Origin of the sequence: Terrilactibacillus laevilacticus (assembly GCF_006517395.1) — a bacterium.
Taxonomy (GTDB): Bacteria; Bacillota; Bacilli; order Bacillales; family Sporolactobacillaceae; genus Terrilactibacillus; species Terrilactibacillus laevilacticus.
Map to the genome: position 1 here is coordinate 27,246 of NZ_VDCY01000011.1, position 18,771 is coordinate 46,016.

Consider the following 18,771-nt stretch of genomic DNA (forward strand, 5'->3'; position numbering starts at 1 on the left):
TTACTTTATTTCTCTGTGATGTGTACCTTCACTTTCGCTGTAACATCTGAGTGCAATTTAACAGGTACATCCGTAAAACCTAACGAACGTATCGGTTCATCCAATTCTATTTTTCTTTTATCGACTTCAATATTTTTCTTTTTAAGTTGCTGTGCAATTTGTTTACTTGTAATCGAGCCAAACAGCCGGCCGCCTTCTCCTGCTTTTGCGGTCAATTCAACGGTTAATTTCTCAATTTTTTCCTTTAATTGAACCGCTTCTTGCTTTTCATTTTCTGCCCGTTTTTCCTTGCCTTTTTTCTTCAATTCAAGTTGTTTTAGATTACTAGCATTTGCTTCAACAGCTACTTTTCGAGGGAGTAAATAGTTACGTGCATAACCCTCTGAAACTTCTTTTACTTCCCCTTCAGTGCCTTTTCCTTTCACGGTTTTTAAAAAGATCACTTTCATTGTTACATGCCTCCCTGTAAATATTGATCTATTGCTTGCTTTAATAAATCATAAGCTTCGCCTATGGTTTCATCTTCTAGTTGTGTTGCAGCATTGGTTAAATGACCTCCGCCTCCCACACTCTCCATAATAAGCTGTACATTGATTTCACCGAGTGATCGAGCACTAATTCCCACTTTATTGTCTTCTCTCATACAAATGACAAACGATGCTTTGACACCTTCCATCGTTAATAAAGTATCAGCTGTTTGGGCAATTAAGACTTGATCATAAATTTGATCCTCTGCTCCAACTGCTATAGCGATATGATCTTTATAAACCGTTGTATCCTTAATGAGTTTCGCTCTCATATTAAATTGATTTAAATCATCGCGAAGAAGCTTTTGAACAAGTATGGTATCCGCTCCATGAGATCTTAATTGGGAAGCGGCATCGAATGTCCTAGAGCCTGTTCGAAAGGTAAAACTTTTCGTATCCACTGTAATGCCAGCTAGCATGGACGTTGCTTCAATGACATCTAGTTTAAGATCTTTGGGCTGATATTCTAGTAATTCTGTCACGAGTTCACATGTTGATGAAGCATACGGCTCCATATAGACAAGCACAGGATCTTTAACAAATTCTTCTGCCCTTCGATGATGATCGATAATGACCACACGATCCGCCATAGGTAATAATTCGGCATCCATCACCATAGATGGTTTGTGCGTATCAACGACAACAACCAGCGTCCCGCGTGTCATTTTCTCCTCAGCTTCCTCTGGAGATATAAATTTGGACCAGAGCTCTTCATTTTTTCTCAGCTCTTCCACTAATTTTATCACACTTGCGCCATAATTTTTTGGATCTACTACAATTCTCGCTTCTTTTCCATTCGCTTCAGCAATTTTTAAGATTCCAATACATGCTCCAATCGCATCCATATCCGGATATTGATGACCCATGACAATGACTTGATCACTTTCTACCATGAGTTCAGACAAAGCATGAGAAATAACTCTGGCTCGGACTCGCGTTCTTTTTTCAACTGGGTTTGATTTCCCACCATAAAATTTCACTTTACCATCAGGATGTTTTATGGCAACTTGATCTCCACCGCGTCCTAATGCCAAATCAAGAGCAGATTGAGCATATTGACCAAGTTCAGGCAATGAGGATGTCCCTGAACCCACACCAATACTTAAAGTTAATGGGATATGACTGACCAATATTTTTTCTCTGATCCGATCAAGAATAATAAAATGGTCCTCTTCTAGTTCTTTCAAAATTTTTTCATTTAATATACCAACGAATCGATCAGATGATGTTCTTTTTAAATAAATCCCATGTTCAACGGCCCAATTCTGAATCGTTGACGTCATGGCATTGTTGATATTGCTACGAACTTGATCTTCAACGCCTTGTGTGACTTCATCATAATTATCTAAACATATAATGGCAAAAACGGTTTGTTCATCAAAATGTTTCTGTTTTAATTCTATAAATTCGGTTACATCGAAAAAGTAAAGTAGCCTTTCCGTTTTGCGACTAATAACTTGATATTTCAGGTCCTGTATCGTAAGAAAAGTATCCGTATCATCTGATTGAATAAATTCTGGAAGGTCTTCAGAAATTTTATCGAGAGGCTGATTTAAAAAACTATCCCCTTCTGATTGTGCAGTCATATAATGATTAATCCATTCAATATGCCCTTTTTCATCATATAGAACAATGCCAATGGGCATCTCTAATAACGCCTCTTCACCAACTTTTTTTAAGCGATAGGACAAAGTCGTTATATATTCTTTTAAATCTTCTTCAAATCGTGCATCGTTCCTTACATACCAAATTACCAGAGCGATTAATAAGAGGAAACCTGCTAGTCCGACCACCCAATTAATTATAGCAACAATAATTAGGAGTAAGAGGAATAACAGGCCAAATATCAGCAACTGGTCATTTCGCCAACGATGTTTGAATTGGTTCGACATATTGTCAGCTCCCATGACACTGTATATGTTTTTAACGGCTGTTTAAAAAATGTAAGGCTGCCTCTTTTTCAAACAAGCGAGTTATTTTTTCTTTTTAATTCGATTTCTAATATCGAAACCTAAGTCAATTATACCCAATAATCGGATAATCTGCAGTAAATACGGCACTAATAAACTTACAATTAATATAAGAATGGGTATGACCGTGGGCCATTCTTTACGGTGGGCTACATTAAAGATCAAACTAAGCCCTTGAATGACGACGACAACATCAAGAATTAAAAGACCATTCACAACAACTAAATAAAGTCCTGAGTTTGGTTCGATGTGGCCGACTAAACTGATAACCAATAAAATAAGAAAATACCAAATTAATGATTTAGGAAATTTCCATAATCGAAAAGGAGGAAATTTAGGAAAGTCCACTCGAAGCCTTTTAATAATTAATCCACTAAGAATTTGAGTGATAAAGGCATAAAAGACACTTGTCATTACAATAAAGAAAGGTGTCATTTGACTTAATCTGTTGATGGATTCAGCTAACAGTTTGGTTGAATCACTTGTATCAATATTCATCGATTGATACATCTTTTCTGCTGTGTCCAATGTTGATAACATGGTTTTTTCAAGAGCCTCTACAGGGTCAAAATGAAATAAACCGATCGAGATGGCATACGCCAAAAGGAACATCGAAATATTCGCTAAGCTACCTCCAAGTAAAACCGCAAATGCCGACTTCTTCTTGTTTATGAGTGTTCCCATGACTAGTGCTTGAATAAGAAAAAAAGCTGAAAATAACATACTAAATACATTAGTAAGGAAAAAAGCGACACATAGGCAAACGACAATAGCTACAATTCCCATTTTCAATCCATTTCGACTCGAATAGTACATAATCGGAGTAGCAAGAAACCATAGTGTTATAACCCCAATAATCGGTAAATAAAAAGTTATAATTAAAAGACAAATAAATAAGGCAATGGACACTGCCCCTTCAACAAGACTTCGTGATTGTTTCATTATATATCGTTACACCCCATATTCCCGTGATGCTTGTCAATCAACATGACTTTAGCATACTTAGTTATCCTTAAATTATAATATAAAAAGGGACGAGAAGAAATCTTTGTCCATATTTGATCTCTATTCCGTCTTTTTTTGCACCTGAAACAACCGAGTACATGCTTTGTTAAATTAAATTAATTTGTTCCTTTCTTATTTACTAGTTTGTCACTTGTTATGTTTTCGAATTCAATATTATCCGATATAATTTAAGAAAGATCCTTAATAATGCGTGTTCAAAAAGATGACGAATTAGAAGCAAGAAGATCAAAGCGGCGCTGTTTTGAGGATCAGCATTCCACAGGATGTGGTAGCTTCAGGCGCCAGCCACAGGACGGGAGCTATTTTAGCCAGCGATCCTCTCGTATCCACTACATGAGGACCGGAATAAACAAGCGGGCGCCGAGATTCGTAGCTTATCATTTGGTGACTTTTTGAACGACCTCTAATAATTAAAGGAAGTGAACGATTAATATGCAACAAACAAACAACGATACCCTTTCTGTCTCTACCTATATTTTCTTTGATGTCGGTAAGCATCGTCTAGGATTATCGCTTCAATATGTTCAAGAAATTATTCAACCTCTCCCGTACTTTTCTGTTCCTGATACACATGACTATCTTAAAGGTTTTATTAGACTGAGAGACCAAGTGATTCCGCTTATTGATCTGCCAAAATTAATTCAAGTAGAATCAAACTCGCATAATCCAGAAGATCAAAAATATATCATTTGTAAGATAGATCGTCAAACGGTGGCATTCGATATTCATCAGATTCATGATTTTGTTGATCTTAAACTGGACCATATACAGAAAAGTTCATCTAACACAATAGGCTCGTCAACGATAGCTTCTATGGAATATATGATGGATGACCATTCGATCCCGCTTCTTAATCCTGATCAAATCCATCGTTTGGTTACAGAACTCAACAGGCAGGTACGACAACGTCAAATAAAATGAAACTCCATCAGTGGGGGTTTTTCGACGCACAGGATGTGCTAGTGCAGGCGTTGCGACAGGACGCCTGGTTTTTAGCCTGCGTCATCTCCACTGATGGTAAGCCTGAACCACTCGGACCTTTACGAGCAGATGATCCCCATCTATCTTCTTTGAATACTCAGATCTTGAGGTGGGGATCTTTTCTAGCCGTTAAGGCAGGTTAAAACAAAAGGATTTTCCGGCCTCTTTGCTGGAAAATCCTATAAAAACTATTTTGTTAATTCATTTAGATCCTTAGCTAGTTTTTTATGATAAGCATAGAAACTTAGCCATATGCAAAAATAAATGAAAATAAAGATGAATAAAGGGAGAATCATGGTTGATAGGGTAAACCAACCTAGGATGGTCCCCGTCACCATATATCCCGTAAACAGCAAAATAAAATGAATCATCAATTGCAGCAAACGAATGAACATTTTCAACTCATATATTAATGCGGTTAAACCACAAAAAGCCCCGAACACCATTGAACCAATTTGTTGTCTTAACATATATTCCGTACTTAACGTCTCCAATTGATAATGCATCGAAAATAAAAGAAATACTAACATAGAGATAGCGGCCATTCCAAAACCAATAAGTGAATTTCTGATGACTTTCCAAAGTAATTGCATTTTTTTCCTCCTTTAATTTAAACGTCTTTTAAGTTCTTTTACATATTTTCTAGACACATATTCTTTCCAATCATTTTTAAATTTCAGAACTAATTGACCACTAAATCCCACTTCAAAGTAATGAATCCACTTAATATTAGCGATACAATTTTTGGAAATGCGAATAAAATGAGAGGATGGACTATTTTCTTCAAAATACTTTAGTGAATGTTTATAAATATACTTTTCTTGACCGGCGACAAGATAACATGTTTTATTTTCGACATAGAGGTGAGAAATTTGATCTAAATTCAAAATATATGATCGGTCTTCTTTCATAACAGTGATGATATTCATCTCTTCTTGGGAATGAACGAGCTTGACAATTTGATCGATATTTGGCGTCATCTCTTTAACCCATATTTCAATTTTTTCTTCTTCAATGTTTGGATGGACATTTAATATCACCTTCAATAACGTCACCCCTTTCTTTATTTTTATTTTAAAATATTTTGCTGCCATTGTGAGCAAAATGGAGATAAGAGGAGCTTTTTTGGATTTAACATGTCTTTAAATTTGTTTAAGGTGTTGTTCAAAAAGTCACCAAATGATAAGCTACGAATCTCGGCGCCCTCTTGTTTTTCCGGTCCTCATGTAGTAAAAACCTACATTCCGGTCCTCAAAACAGCGCCGTCTTGTCTTGATCTTCCGACGCCCAGGACGGGCTAGTACTGGCGTTCTGGCAGGATGCCAGCGTACTTAGCCAGTAACCCTTCTAATTTGTCACCTTTTTGAACACGCACTATAACGTGAATATATATGTATTTTATTTGACTGTCTGTATGCGACCTAGTATACTATTCAAAATAATTTCGAGCTGATTAATTTGACTTCTTAGAGGAGGGTTTGTATGGGTATCCATAGATATTTTCAAAGCTTGTCAGATTTAGAAGGAATTTATCGCTGTCCTGGAGTATTTAAATATCAGGAGCATTCCGTCGCAAGTCATTCTTTTAAAGTGGCTAAGATTGTTCAATTTCTTGCTACCGTTGAAGATGCTCACGGTAATAAAATTAACTGGAAAGCCATATATGAAAAAGCAATTAATCATGATTACTCAGAATTGTTCACTGGGGATATAAAAACACCCGTTAAATATGCCCTTCCAAAATTACGTGAGCTTTTCTCTCAAGTTGAAGAATCCATGACGAATGATTTTCTTGAGCATGAGTTTCCTGCTCAATTTCGGAAAGCGTATGCTGAACGATTTAAAGAAGGAAAAGATGATACCCTTGAAGGAAAAATTCTTGCAGTGGCTGATAAAATTGATTTACTGTATGAATCGTATGGGGAAATCCAAAAAGGGAATCCTGAACCTTTATTTGTACAAATATATAAAGAAGCACTTGAATCCATCTTAGCATTTAAGGAACTGGCTTGCGTTCAATATTTTATTGATGTTGTATTAGACGAAATGATGGATGACGAAATCACATCCCATCAACAAATTAAAACAATCACAGAGATGCTGCTTGCAAAAAAAGATTATACATCTCAGGCAAATCCGAATGAATAATCTATTCTAATAACACCATTCTCGTTGTTTAAATTGACCTTCCCGACTCATAAACTATGATCATCGTTTTTTCTACAAAAATTTAAGTTGCTTATATTTTTTTCTCCTTCGTGATTTTGCTATACTAATTGTAGAACATTTAAAGACATATGATTAAGAGGCAGAAAAAACTTTCATTTAACCCCTTTGTTGTTCAAGGCATTGTTTCACAGCATAGATCCTAGTGACACATTAATGAGTTTTGATATCTACTAATGTATTCCTAAAGGAGAAAAATTAATGGATAATACGGATAAAAAAAAGTATACGCCTACCAGTAACAAAAATTTTACTGGTCTCATCATTAGTATCGCCATTATCGCAAACATTGTTATTTTACTCTTGTTTTTTACCCCGATTGGTTATCATGGAAATGTCAACTTTGATATTAATTTATTACCAAGGTTTAACGCTGTATTTAATAGTTTTACTTTTATTTTCTTAGTCGGTGCCCTGATTTCTATTATGAAAAAGAATATCAATGTACACCGTGGTTTTATTTTAGCTGCCTTTACGACGACGTTTTTATTTTTAATCTCCTATCTCACCTTTCACTATCTGTCACCTGACACAGCGAGATTTGGAGGACAGGGTGTTGTTCGCCCGATTTACTTTTTCATCTTAATTTCGCATAGCTTTTTAGCCGCTGTCATCGTCTTTCTTGCTCCATTCGCTCTCGTATGGGGATGGACCATGCAAGTGGCAAAGCATAAGAAAATTGTACGCTGGACAATGCCAATCTGGTTATATGTGAGTCTTACAGGCGTCATTGTCTATTTAATGATGGCTCCATATTATTAAAGAGACATGAAAAAGACGACTACTGGTTAATCTAGCAGTCGTTCTTTTTTTAGTTCTGTTAAATTATTTCGTGGGCAATAATTTTCAAAGCCAAAAACCCCATAACTGTTTTGGTCTTTGAATCTTTCATAGCCAAAATATCGCTAAAATGTATTTAAACCAGCCAATACAAGTAAAACGGTGTAACTGCCTAATCAATCTCTCTTAATGCATACCCTATGAGCAGCAAATAAAGTTTTAGATATCAAGTCAAGACTAGCAAGGAAAACTTTTGAATAGGAATCCATGAATCCATGGCATAATAATATCCCCTTTAAAAGAAAATTATTTGAGAACATCAAATGTTTATCTAAAGGGGATACGATTTAAGTATGTTTTTTAGCAAGATTTCCTATGAAACGAATATTGCCTAAACTAATGTCCTAATTATTACACTGTAATTATAGTTAACGATTGAGTTTCTTACTTTCAAGTTTCATATGAAATTGTGGATCTTTTGGTCTGCTAGGATCAATTCCTTTCAATTTTGGGACTACTGCACATATTAATTGAATGGCAATAGGATAAACAAATGAATTATATAAATAGTTATCGCCACTCTCGATAACAAAATTCTTCTCTTCTTCTAAACCTTCCACCTTAGTACCAATAACATAAATATTATTCGTCCATTCAGATAAAACGTTAATTAATTTTTCAATCCTTGGGTCATTACTTGGATTCAGAACTATTATAGTTGAATCTTCATTTACGGCGTTATATATACCATGGATAAATTCTTCAAATTCATATCCAGTTACCGGGACACGCATGGTTTCAAGTAATTTCAATGCACTTTCTAATGTATCTCCATATAATTCTTTGGTTCCAACAATTCTAATCTCTTTTGCATGTTTTAGACGATCAGCATTATTGTTTACCCACGTTTCAGCAGAATAATAAACATTTAAGAAATGATCGGCTGTATTTTTTAAAGTTTCTATAATTTCATCGTACTCATCTTGATTTAAAGTTCCATTTTCTTGTCCAATAGAAAGAGCAAGAAGAAGTAGATTTAACTTTGTAGAATAGAAACCTTTTGTTTTTGCACCTGCTTTTTCTTCACCACAAAGAACCGTAAGTATATAATCCGATGGCTCATCAATAAGAGCATTTTCAGCACCTGCCATTGAGGCTACTTTACATCCTAGATCTTTAGCCATTTTCATAACATTATATGTTGAGTAACTGCTTCCTCCTTGAGATATACCAACAAATAATGTGTGATTTGCATCACTAGCTAATAACTCTTTAGTTATGAGAAAAGGATAGTATGCCTCAACTGATATTCCGCTTATTTCTCTCATTTTTTGTTGAACCTGTGCACCAGAATGGTAACTTGTCCCTGAACCCGTGATAATAATTCGATTAATATCTTGTTTTTTCACTTCCGCAAACAAATCTCTTGAATTCTCAATTATTAATTTTAATTTTTCCGGTGTTTCTTTAAGATACTCCGTAATCATCCGTTTATCTCTCCTAATTTATAATATTCCTGCCCAATGGACAATGATTCCAAAAAATATAATAGCGATAGTCAATTTCGAAATACTAAATTTCTTTCTGATCATCCAAAAAATGACGAGGGTTAATACTAAAGGTAATAAATTTGGCAATATTTGATTTAAAATATCTTGTATAACGACCTTAGCACCATTTACATTAAATTTTAATGGGGTTGAAACTTTCAACATCGTAGCTACCATAGCTCCTACAACCACTAGCCCGACGGTGGTTGCAATTGACATAATTTTATCCATTAATCCTTCTTTTTGAATTCTTTCAAGTGAATTGACACCAACGGAATAGCCAAACTTCAAACCGTATATTCTAACTAATAAATTGGGAACATTATAAAGCAATAAAAAGAGTAATGGACCAATTAAATTACCTTGAGTTGCAAAAGATATGCCAATTCCTGCTGCAATAATTCTCAATGTACCCCAAAACAACGAATCCCCAATACCTGCTAAAGGTCCCATAAGTGCGGTTTTTACTGCATTTATTGAACTTGTATCAAAATCTTGATGATTTGCATTTTGTTCTTCCATTGCTGCACTAATACCAGCAATGGTTGGAACAGCAACCGGTGTCGTATTAAAAATTTCTAAGTGTCTTTTGAGTGCCAAAGATTGCTCTTCTTCTTTGTCATATAGTCTTTTGATAGCAGGAATCATTGTGTAACAGAAACCCAGATTCTGCATCCGCTCATAGTTGAAGGCACCTTGCAAAGCAAATGAACGCCATAAAATACTACGCAAGTCTTTTTTTCTTAATTTTTTTTCCTCACTCAAAGTTAATCTCTCCCTCCGTTAAACTATCTGCATCATTCCCTTTTTTTGATAACTGATTTCCTTCATTGTTAACGAAAAAGTTTAGGATAATCGCAATACATACTCCCATTAATGCAATAGCCATAACGTCTATTTTTAGGTAGGATGCAGCTAAAAACCCAATAAAGAAAAAGACTGACATTTTCTTTGAAAATAACATATCCATTAAAAGAGCAAATCCTATAGCTGGAAGAAGATTTCCTGCAATCGTCAATCCATCTAAGATAACTTTAGGTACTGCATTTATCAAAGTTGTTACTTTATCTGCACCAAGTAAGATCGCTAAAAACGTTGGCACAAATACACTTAAGAAAAACAGTACTACCGGAATCCACATCATTAAGGTTACTTTCTTAAAATCTGCCTTTTTAGCATACTTATCTGCTTTGTGAATAAAATAAGTATTAATAACTCTGACTAAAACACCAAGAGATTGAGCCAATACAGCTATTGGTACGGCAAGAGCTAACGCAACTTCTGGACCTTTACCAGATAATATGGCAAATGCTGTTCCAAGAACCCCTCCTGTAACAACATCTGGTGGCGTCGACGAGCCAATACCAGCAATCCCCATCCAAATTAATTCGAGTTGGGCACCTATAATGATACCTGTCTTAAAATCACCAAGTACTAATCCTACCAATGCCCCTAGTACAAGTGGGCGCTCTAACATTAAAACACCAAATATTCTGCCATCTAATATTCCTATTCCTGCTATTAATCCAAGAAGTAATGCTTGAGTTAACAATTTTCTCCCCCCTTTTTAGAATAAAAACAATAATTTATTATTTGTTAATCATTTTGTTCTTGATAATTGAACAATAGAATGATAGAAAAACATTGTATACATCAATTTTTTACTAAATCTTTAAATGACTGTTTCTTATCTCTTGGCAATATTCTGAAATCTAAATTTATACCTAATTCCTGAATCTCCTTGAAGTTATCAATATCTTGATCACTGACAGCAATAAGATCTGTTAACTTCTTCTTCCCTTCTTCATAGCGCAGCCCTCCAACATTTATTTCTTTTATGGCACCATTCGAATTTTTTGCTAATTCTAAGGCATCATCTGTGTTTCTAACTAATACGAGTACATTACTTTTTTTCGCTTCAGAAAATTTACTGATAATTTCCCCAGATTCTTTTACTCCTCTAATATATAACTTCACATTATTTGGTTTAGCTAAATCTAAAGCCATTGCTTTTACTTTGTCGTTTTTTGCTTCGTCATTAACGACTAAAATGACATTTGCGCTAACAGCAGGTGACCAACCAAACGCGACTTGTCCATGGAGTAAACGTTCATCAATTCTGACTAAAGATATCATTATTCAACAACTCCTTTAAATAGATCATTAATGTACTTTATACCGTTATGTGCTTCTTGAATGCTCTCATTTAAAACTTCTTTCATGGAGTTAGAGGGTCCAGAAAGAGCGGTGGTTAGAATCATTGGAAGATTGACGCCAGAAACTAAGTGGAACTTTTTATCTTCCGGCTGTCCTAATAAAATTTCAGAACAAATGTTATTGACACTTCCACCAAATACATCTGTAAAGACAACAAGTTCTTTTTCATTTTCTTTAAAGATTAATTCTTCTAACTCCTTCTTTCCTGTTTCTCCAGATTTTGATTTGGTCATGCAAAAGTAGTCAATATTATGTCCCTGTCCAATGATTAACTCAACAGTTTCTACTAATGTTTTGGCTAATTCGCCATGTGTAGCAATAATGATTCGTCTCATAATAGAGAACACCTCCATACAAAATTTAAAAATATATAAATTGTTAATTACTTTCTACTTGATTAAACATAAAAGCAATGGCTCCTAATGATCCTGCATTTGCTCCTAAACTTGCAAGTTGTATTTTTGTTTTAATTGGCGTAAGGTTCATAACCATTTCTTGAATTTCATTTAGGACCACATCCATTGATTCTGATACATATCCGCCAATAATTACTTTTTCAGGATTTAATAAATTGATCGCATTAGCAATAAAAACAGATAATTCAGTGACAAAACTTTCTATAGTTTGAATAACTTCTTTTTCGCCTTGTGAATACTTTTTAAAAAGAATTTCAGGAGAATAACCGCTTTTTTCTAATGCTGTACCTGATATTTTTGATTCAAATACACCCGGCTGACCTAACATATTAAATTTCTTGTTTTTAATGTCACTTGTGCTAATCTGATAAGCGATTTCTCCAGCTTGATAGTTATAACCATATACCAGATTTCCGTTTGAAATAATCGCACTTCCGATACTGTGACCAATCTCTATAAAGAAAAGATTTTTTGTACTAGGTTCTGGATCTAACCACATTTCACCTAAACCAGCACAATTAACATCATTATTTGTGAAGGTTGGAAATGAAAAATAAGGTTTAAACATTTCCCCAATATGAAGATTTGTCCAATTAAGAGCTTTTGCTCTGAAGACTGTTTCATTATCTGTTCTTCCTGGAACCCCGATTCCCATACCTATTATTTTTTCCTCTGGTATTTTAGATTCTTTAATGCATTCCTTAATAATATTAATAATTTCCATCACATGATTAGTTGATGGAACTTTTTTTCTAAAAACAATGTTACCAACTAAGTCTGTGATAATTATTAATATATTTGCTCTGTCAATATCTACTCCAATTCCAAATGCTGATTTTGGGTTAAATCCCAACATTAAAGCAGGTCTGCCACCTCCTTTTACCGGACTTTGTTCTCCTAACTCGATGACAAATTTTCTATTCAACAACTCATCAACAATAGTTGAAACGGTTGATTTGCTTAATGAGAGTTTTTTGGCGATTTGCGCTCTACTAATGGGTTGCTCTGTTTTAATCTTTTCTAAAATCAAAGAACGATTAATTTTTTTTATTAAGTCAAGATGTGCAGCTGAATTATTCATATAAAATTCCTCTTTAAAGATTTAGTTCCATGCCTATACTAAATATATCCCTATATTTAAAGGCTTGTAATCACTATAATTTAGTTAATCGATTTAATTAGTTCTATCATTGAATTAATTATAGTATTACATAATTTTTCTGACATTTCAATGTTTTTTTAATAAAAAAACAAAATTTCTTTCATAAAAATAAACTATACTAGTGTTGTTTTCTTAACTTTAAAAGTAAGGAATTAGCCTATGAATTAGAAGGTAATAGAGGTAACCAATACTGAAGATAGTAGAGCCCCGGAAAGTAAAAAGATATATACTAACATACTATTAATTCAATACATTGAATTAAATATAATACAAAAAAAACCACAAGAGAATGCTTTGAGCATTCCCCTGTGGGTTCTTTATAAACCTTATTCAGTCGTATATGGAAGTAAAGCCATTTGACGAGCACGTTTGATTGCTACAGTCAAACGACGTTGGTATTTTGCGCTTGTTCCTGTTACACGACGAGGTAAAATTTTACCTCTTTCAGAAATAAAACGTTTCAAAAGATCTACATCTTTGTAGTCGATGTATTTAATTTTATTAACTGTAAAGAAACATACTTTACGACGTTTTCCGCGTCCACGACGTACCATGCCAATCCCTCCTTATTTTATATGATTTTAAAACGGCAGATCATCGTCCGAAATATCGATCGGCTTTCCATCATTTGCAAATGGATCTTCAAATGGAGGATAGTCTTGGTTCGGATGATTGCTGTTGTTATTATTGTTGTTACCGCTATTAGGTGGTCCTTGTTGAGCAAAGTTATTTCCAAAGTTTCCGCTGCCTTGTTTAGCTCCTTTTGGTTCTAGGAACTGCACGCTGTCAGCGACGACCTCTGTAATATAAACTCTGCGCCCTTCGTTATTTTCATAACTTCTGGTTTGGATCCTTCCATCCACGCCGGCAAGACTGCCTTTAGTTAAAAAGTTAGCCGCATTTTCAGCTTGTCTACGCCAAACTACCACTTGTATAAAATCCGCTTCACGTTCGCCTTGTTGATTCGTAAATGTACGATTCACAGCTAGTGTGAAGTTTGCTACGGCCACACCTGTAGGCGTATAACGCAACTCTGGGTTCTTCGTCAATCGTCCAACCAAAATAACTCGATTAATCATCAGAACCTCTCCCCTATATTAGTTATTCTCTTTCGTCTTTGATTACCATGAAACGCATTACATCTTCATTGATTTTCAAAAGACGATCAAATTCATTGATGGCTTCGTTCCCAGCCGTTACATAAAGAACTGTATAAACACCGTTATTTAGATCGTTGATTTCATAAGCTAAACGACGTTTACCCATTTCTTTAACCTCATTGATGACTGCGCCATTATCAGTTAAAATAGCTTGAATTCTTTCTTTTGTTGCTTTTTCTTTTTCTTCGTCAAGATCTGGACGAAGGATTGTCATGATTTCGTATTTACGCACGATTGTCACCTCCCTTTGGACTAAGCGGCTCCATTACAGAGCAGAGAGTAAGTCTTCTCACTCACATTTTGATATTATATCATACTAATTCCCATCAATGCAATGAGAGTTTTATTTAAAAAGTGATGAAATTTGAAATTTAAATAAGAGATAGAGACGATTGAATAGGTTGCTTAAGTGGCTTTAAAACAAGTGGTTATAATTAAAAGCGCAGTTGTTAATAGATCGTATCTTTAAAAAATATAATTGGATTTTGGGAATGATAGGTAGTAGTGGATGAAAATTGAGGAAAGATTGAATCGTTGTTACAGTCATCTAGTCTGAATCTATGTATCACACATCTTATTCACCTCCATTTAACTCTATTATAATAAAAATTTTCAGAAAAATAAAGATAAAATTTAATCATAAATGGGTTTTACTTCTCACTAATAGAATAATTTATATTTCAATTCTATTAAATTGAAAATAGAAATAATCCTTCCCATTCTTCTCCATTAAGAAGGATTATTCTCTACTCTATTTATTTAGACATTAAAACGGAAGTGAATAACATCGCCGTCTTGTACGATATATTCTTTACCTTCTAAACGTAACTTACCTTTTTCCTTTGCCGCCTGAAGTGATCCCGCTTCCATTAAGTCTTCATAGGAAACGACTTCAGCTCTGATAAAACCTCGTTCAAAATCTGTGTGAATAATACCGGCTGCTTGCGGCGCTTTTGTCCCTTGATGAAACGTCCAAGCCCTTACTTCTTGTTCTCCAGCTGTAAAATAAGTGGCAAGTCCTAAGAGTTTATAAGATTTTTCGATTAATTGATCAAGTCCTGATTTTTTGATTCCAAGTTCTTCCAGGAAATTTTGTTTTTCTTCGCCTTCAAGTTCAGCAATCTCAGACTCAATTCTTGCCGATATAACAACAACTTCTGCTTTATCCTTCTCTGCAAATGCTTGGACTTGTTTTACATAGTCATTCACATCAGGCGATGCAATGTCATCTTCTGACACGTTAGCAACATAAAGAACGGGCTTACTCGTTAAGAAATTTAATGATTTGACCGCTGCTTTTTCATCATCGCTTAATTCTACATGCCTTGCAGGTTTTTCGTTTTCGAAAGCGTCTTTCAGTTTCGTAAGAGCTGAAAATTCTATGACGGCATCCTTGTCCTTTTGTTTAGCTAGCTTTTGGACGCGATCAATACGTTTATTAACGGATTCCAGGTCAGCTAAGATTAATTCAAGATTAATTGTCTCAATATCATCAATTGGATCTACTTTCCCAGATACATGCGTGATGTCTTTATCATCAAAACAACGCACCACATGAGAGATGGCATCAACCGAACGAATATTAGCCAAGAACTGGTTACCTAGTCCCTCACCCTTACTGGCCCCCTTAACAAGTCCAGCAATATCTGTAAATTCAAATGTCGTTGGGATAACCTTTTTGGGGTTGTACATTTGAGCGAGCTTTTCTTGCCTTTCATCGGGAACACTCACAATACCGACGTTTGGATCAATGGTACAGAATGGATAGTTTGCCGATTCAGCACCAGCTTGTGTTATCGCATTAAAAAGAGTTGATTTACCGACGTTCGGTAAACCCACTATACCTGTTGTTAAACTCATCGAATCACTCCTCACATAACCTTCAGCTATGCTTTCTATTCATCATCTATTGAGGGAAGAGACATGCATCATTCTCTCCCTAAAGAGGTCTTTTACTTTTTATATCTTACCTCAATGAATCATGTTATCAAACTTTTTTATTCGGATAGAATTCTTTTAACTTTCTTTTGGAACTCTTTCCTTGGCATCATGACACTATGATCACATCCGAGACACTTAATTCGAATATCCGCACCTAATCGAATAATTTTCCATCTATTCGTTCCGCATGGATGTTGTTTTTTCATTTCAACCACATCATTAAGTTCAAATGTCAACTGCGGTTTCACCATAATCATCTCTCCTTGCCAATCATTTTAAAAAAGATGGATGGATTAATAAGTTAGTTTTTCTTCCAAGAAATGGACTAATTGATCAATAGAAACACGTTCTTGTTCCATTGTATCTCGATCTCGAACGGTTACTTTATGATCATCTTTTGAATCAAAGTCAAACGTGATACTAAATGGTGTTCCGATTTCATCTTGGCGACGATATCTCTTTCCTATTGATCCCGTTTCATCATAATCAACCATGAATTTTTTGGCGAGTAATTCATATACCTTTCTAGCGTCATCACCTAATTTTTTAGATAATGGAAGAACGGCTGCTTTATACGGTGCAAGTGCAGGATGTAAGTGCAATACCGTACGTGTCTCTTTTTCATTAATTTCTTCCTCTTCAAATGCATCAATAAGAAAGGCTAGTGATACACGATCTGCCCCGATGGATGGTTCAATAACATATGGTATATAACGGTCATTGGTTTCTTGATCAATATATTGTAAATCTTCACCGGATAACGCCATATGTTGTTTTAGGTCATAATCGGTTCTAGATGAAAGACTAGATAGTTCACCCCAGCCAAACGGGAAAAGATATTCAATATCCGTTGTCGCATTACTATAGTGAGGAAGTTCTTCTTTTTCATGATCTCGGAGTCTTACATGGTCTGCTTTCATATTAAGAGAAAGGAGCCATTCATGACTGAACGTTCTCCAATAATTATACCACTCACGATCATCTCCTGGCTTACAGAAGAATTCAAGTTCTAGTTGTTCGAATTCTCTTGTACGGAACGTGAAGTTACCTGGTGTAATTTCATTTCGAAACGATTTACCAATTTGACCTATACCAAATGGAAGTTTTTTTCTCATGGTTCTTTGAACATTCTTAAAGTTGACAAAGATACCTTGAGCTGTTTCAGGTCGTAGATATAACTCATCTTTACTTGTTTCTGTAACCCCTTGGAATGTTTTAAACATAAGATTGAATTGTCTAATAGCCGTAAAATCATGTGCGTCACATTCCGGACATTTAACAGCATGTTCATTGATTAATTGTTCCATTTGAGAGAAAGATAAACCGTCAACTGGACCAGGTAATGCATTTTCTGGTATGCTGCTTTCAATTAATTTATCTGCTCTAAATCGTGACTTACATTGTTTACAATCAATCATTGGATCATTAAAGTTGCTTAAATGTCCAGATGCTTCCCATGTCTTTGGATTCATTAAAATTGAAGCGTCCAACCCGACATTATAAGGTGACTCTTGAACAAACTTTTTCCACCATGCTTTTTTTACATTATTTTTAAATTCTACACCTAGTGGACCGTAATCCCAAGTATTCGCCAGTCCGCCATATATTTCTGAACCAGGAAAAATAAAGCCTCTCTGTTTTGCTAAATTAACGACTTGTTCCATCGTTGCCATGTGATACACTCCTTGTCATAAATTAATTCTTATATTTTTTTAAAATCATACTTTGTTAATGTTTTTGACTTACCTATACACCACTAAAATGATGGTATCAGTGGAATTTGTCCATTGGTAAACCAATCTTGCTCTTATGGAATAAAAAGAAATAAGCTCTCATCCTTAGGTCAGTTAGACCTAGGGACGAGAGCTTTGCTCACGCGGTTCCACCCTAGTTGATAGCACAAGTTCATGACAACTTATGTATCCCCTTTTCATATACAGTTCAAGAATGCCTTTCTCTAAATACCTTTTTTGGGCTCTCACCATTCCCAAATCGCTTAATAAGGTTTTCTTTAGATACTTCTTTCTCTCATTACTGCATGTTTAATTTAGTTAACGTCTACTCATAAGCTATTATATCCCATTTAGCAAGAAAAAGATAACCCTGATTTACATTTTCTTTGCTTGTTTTCAAACATTCCATGTATAGAATGTTTAATTGCTCCGTATACTGATAATAGTATATTAACATAAAATTGAGGGAGCGTAACCTATGAATCTTAACCCAAAGTGGCATGTTTCAAAAAACAATGTAAATAGAGTTCACTATAAAGATTATGGTTCACATTTTACCATTGTAAAATTGATTAAGGAATTACTCCCTTCAATTGATAAACATATTGTTGTTGTATGTATCGGTACCGATCGTTCCACGGGCGACGCTCTTGGTCCTATTGTAGGAACAAATTTATCGGAATTAGATATCCCAAATACGAGTGTATTAGGAACATTAGAGCATCCCGTTCATGCTGTGAATTTAGAAGAAACATTAGCGGATATAAATAATCAGTTTGATTCTCCTTTTGTTATTGGAATAGATGCATGCCTTGGGAAGTATAAAAGCATTGGAATGATAGGCGTCTCTGATGGTCCAGTACTACCTGGAGCCGGTGTGAACAAAAAACTTTTACCAGTAGGCGATATGAATATTACTGGTATTGTTAACGTTAGTGGCTATATGGAATATTTTGTTCTTCAAAATACACGACTTAACCTTGTCATGGAAATGGCAAAAGTGATATCTGACAGTCTCTACCTCGCTATATCACAGCATGCAAAACATCGTTATTTAACAAGAGTCCGGATAAAGTGAAACT

Annotated in this window: 21 protein-coding genes; 4 read left to right on the forward strand and 17 right to left on the reverse strand. The window is 35.0% G+C overall.

Annotation, left to right across the window (positions count from 1 at the left end; translation table 11 throughout):
• Positions 1–5: 5 nt before the first annotated feature.
• The 3 genes from rplI to FG390_RS11840 form a co-directional block, all read right to left on the reverse strand.
• On the reverse strand, positions 6–449 hold the full coding sequence (gene rplI, locus FG390_RS11830) for a 50S ribosomal protein L9 (protein ID WP_141191247.1): 444 nt from the start codon (positions 447–449) through the stop codon (positions 6–8).
• A gap of 2 nt (positions 450–451) precedes the next feature.
• A complete protein-coding gene (locus FG390_RS11835; RefSeq protein WP_141191248.1) occupies positions 452–2,419 on the reverse strand; it encodes a DHH family phosphoesterase in 1,968 nt (655 codons plus the stop codon).
• Positions 2,420–2,500: 81 nt separating this feature from the next.
• Positions 2,501–3,439 (reverse strand): YybS family protein, encoded by a 939-nt coding sequence (locus FG390_RS11840; protein ID WP_141191249.1) that lies wholly within the window; start codon positions 3,437–3,439, stop codon positions 2,501–2,503.
• 516 nt (positions 3,440–3,955) lie between these two features.
• Here FG390_RS11840 and FG390_RS11845 point away from each other — a divergent pair.
• Positions 3,956–4,444 (forward strand): chemotaxis protein CheW, encoded by a 489-nt coding sequence (locus FG390_RS11845; RefSeq protein ID WP_141191250.1) that lies wholly within the window; start codon positions 3,956–3,958, stop codon positions 4,442–4,444.
• A 248-nt stretch (positions 4,445–4,692) separates the two neighbouring features.
• On the opposite strand, the gene FG390_RS11850 is transcribed toward FG390_RS11845, so the two are convergent.
• Both FG390_RS11850 and FG390_RS11855 read right to left on the reverse strand, forming a co-directional pair.
• The gene (locus tag FG390_RS11850) at positions 4,693–5,097 is read right to left on the reverse strand and encodes a DUF3021 domain-containing protein (protein WP_141191251.1); all 405 of its coding nucleotides are present in this window, start codon (positions 5,095–5,097) and stop codon (positions 4,693–4,695) included.
• Between the two features lie 12 nt (positions 5,098–5,109).
• A complete protein-coding gene (locus FG390_RS11855) occupies positions 5,110–5,544 on the reverse strand; it encodes a LytTR family DNA-binding domain-containing protein (protein ID WP_258311667.1) in 435 nt (144 codons plus the stop codon).
• Between the two features lie 442 nt (positions 5,545–5,986).
• Between FG390_RS11855 and FG390_RS11860 the strand changes: the two genes are divergently transcribed.
• A complete protein-coding gene (locus FG390_RS11860; RefSeq protein ID WP_141191253.1) occupies positions 5,987–6,652 on the forward strand; it encodes an HD domain-containing protein in 666 nt (221 codons plus the stop codon).
• Positions 6,653–6,931: 279 nt separating this feature from the next.
• The gene (locus FG390_RS11865; protein WP_141191254.1) at positions 6,932–7,492 is read left to right on the forward strand and encodes a DUF420 domain-containing protein; all 561 of its coding nucleotides are present in this window, start codon (positions 6,932–6,934) and stop codon (positions 7,490–7,492) included.
• 446 nt (positions 7,493–7,938) lie between these two features.
• Here the strand turns inward: FG390_RS11865 and FG390_RS11870 are convergent, their stop codons facing one another.
• From FG390_RS11870 to FG390_RS11925, 12 genes are all read right to left on the reverse strand, one after another.
• Positions 7,939–8,997, reverse strand: a complete 1,059-nt coding sequence (locus FG390_RS11870) for an SIS domain-containing protein (protein WP_141191255.1) — start codon at positions 8,995–8,997, stop codon at positions 7,939–7,941.
• Positions 8,998–9,015: 18 nt separating this feature from the next.
• Entirely contained in the window at positions 9,016–9,825 is an 810-nt protein-coding gene (locus FG390_RS11875) for a PTS system mannose/fructose/sorbose family transporter subunit IID (protein ID WP_141191256.1), read from the reverse strand.
• A complete protein-coding gene (locus FG390_RS11880) occupies positions 9,818–10,612 on the reverse strand; it encodes a PTS mannose/fructose/sorbose/N-acetylgalactosamine transporter subunit IIC (protein WP_141191257.1) in 795 nt (264 codons plus the stop codon). Before FG390_RS11880 ends, FG390_RS11875 begins: the two co-directional genes overlap by 8 nt.
• Positions 10,613–10,713: 101 nt before the next feature.
• The gene (locus FG390_RS11885) at positions 10,714–11,196 is read right to left on the reverse strand and encodes a PTS sugar transporter subunit IIB (protein ID WP_141191258.1); all 483 of its coding nucleotides are present in this window, start codon (positions 11,194–11,196) and stop codon (positions 10,714–10,716) included.
• Positions 11,196–11,612: a PTS sugar transporter subunit IIA gene (locus FG390_RS11890; protein WP_181406488.1), complete on the reverse strand. Its 417-nt coding sequence runs from the start codon at positions 11,610–11,612 to the stop codon at positions 11,196–11,198. The genes FG390_RS11885 and FG390_RS11890 overlap by 1 nt, the downstream gene beginning before the upstream one ends.
• Positions 11,613–11,655: 43 nt before the next feature.
• On the reverse strand, positions 11,656–12,774 hold the full coding sequence (locus FG390_RS11895; RefSeq protein ID WP_141191260.1) for an ROK family transcriptional regulator: 1,119 nt from the start codon (positions 12,772–12,774) through the stop codon (positions 11,656–11,658).
• 407 nt (positions 12,775–13,181) lie between these two features.
• Positions 13,182–13,409 (reverse strand): 30S ribosomal protein S18, encoded by a 228-nt coding sequence (gene rpsR / locus FG390_RS11900; RefSeq protein WP_141191261.1) that lies wholly within the window; start codon positions 13,407–13,409, stop codon positions 13,182–13,184.
• A 27-nt stretch (positions 13,410–13,436) separates the two neighbouring features.
• Complete coding sequence (ssb, locus tag FG390_RS11905) at positions 13,437–13,934, reverse strand: single-stranded DNA-binding protein (RefSeq protein ID WP_141191262.1); 498 nt, start codon at positions 13,932–13,934, stop codon at positions 13,437–13,439.
• Between the two features lie 22 nt (positions 13,935–13,956).
• A complete protein-coding gene (gene rpsF / locus FG390_RS11910) occupies positions 13,957–14,247 on the reverse strand; it encodes a 30S ribosomal protein S6 (RefSeq protein ID WP_141191263.1) in 291 nt (96 codons plus the stop codon).
• Positions 14,248–14,774: 527 nt separating this feature from the next.
• On the reverse strand, positions 14,775–15,875 hold the full coding sequence (gene ychF / locus FG390_RS11915; RefSeq protein ID WP_141191264.1) for a redox-regulated ATPase YchF: 1,101 nt from the start codon (positions 15,873–15,875) through the stop codon (positions 14,775–14,777).
• 137 nt (positions 15,876–16,012) lie between these two features.
• Positions 16,013–16,207 (reverse strand): DUF951 domain-containing protein, encoded by a 195-nt coding sequence (locus tag FG390_RS11920; RefSeq protein ID WP_141191265.1) that lies wholly within the window; start codon positions 16,205–16,207, stop codon positions 16,013–16,015.
• Positions 16,208–16,249: 42 nt separating this feature from the next.
• A complete protein-coding gene (locus tag FG390_RS11925) occupies positions 16,250–17,629 on the reverse strand; it encodes a glycine--tRNA ligase (protein WP_141191266.1) in 1,380 nt (459 codons plus the stop codon).
• 538 nt (positions 17,630–18,167) lie between these two features.
• Here FG390_RS11925 and yyaC point away from each other — a divergent pair.
• Positions 18,168–18,767 (forward strand): spore protease YyaC, encoded by a 600-nt coding sequence (gene yyaC / locus FG390_RS11930; RefSeq protein WP_141191267.1) that lies wholly within the window; start codon positions 18,168–18,170, stop codon positions 18,765–18,767.
• Positions 18,768–18,771 lie beyond the last annotated feature (4 nt).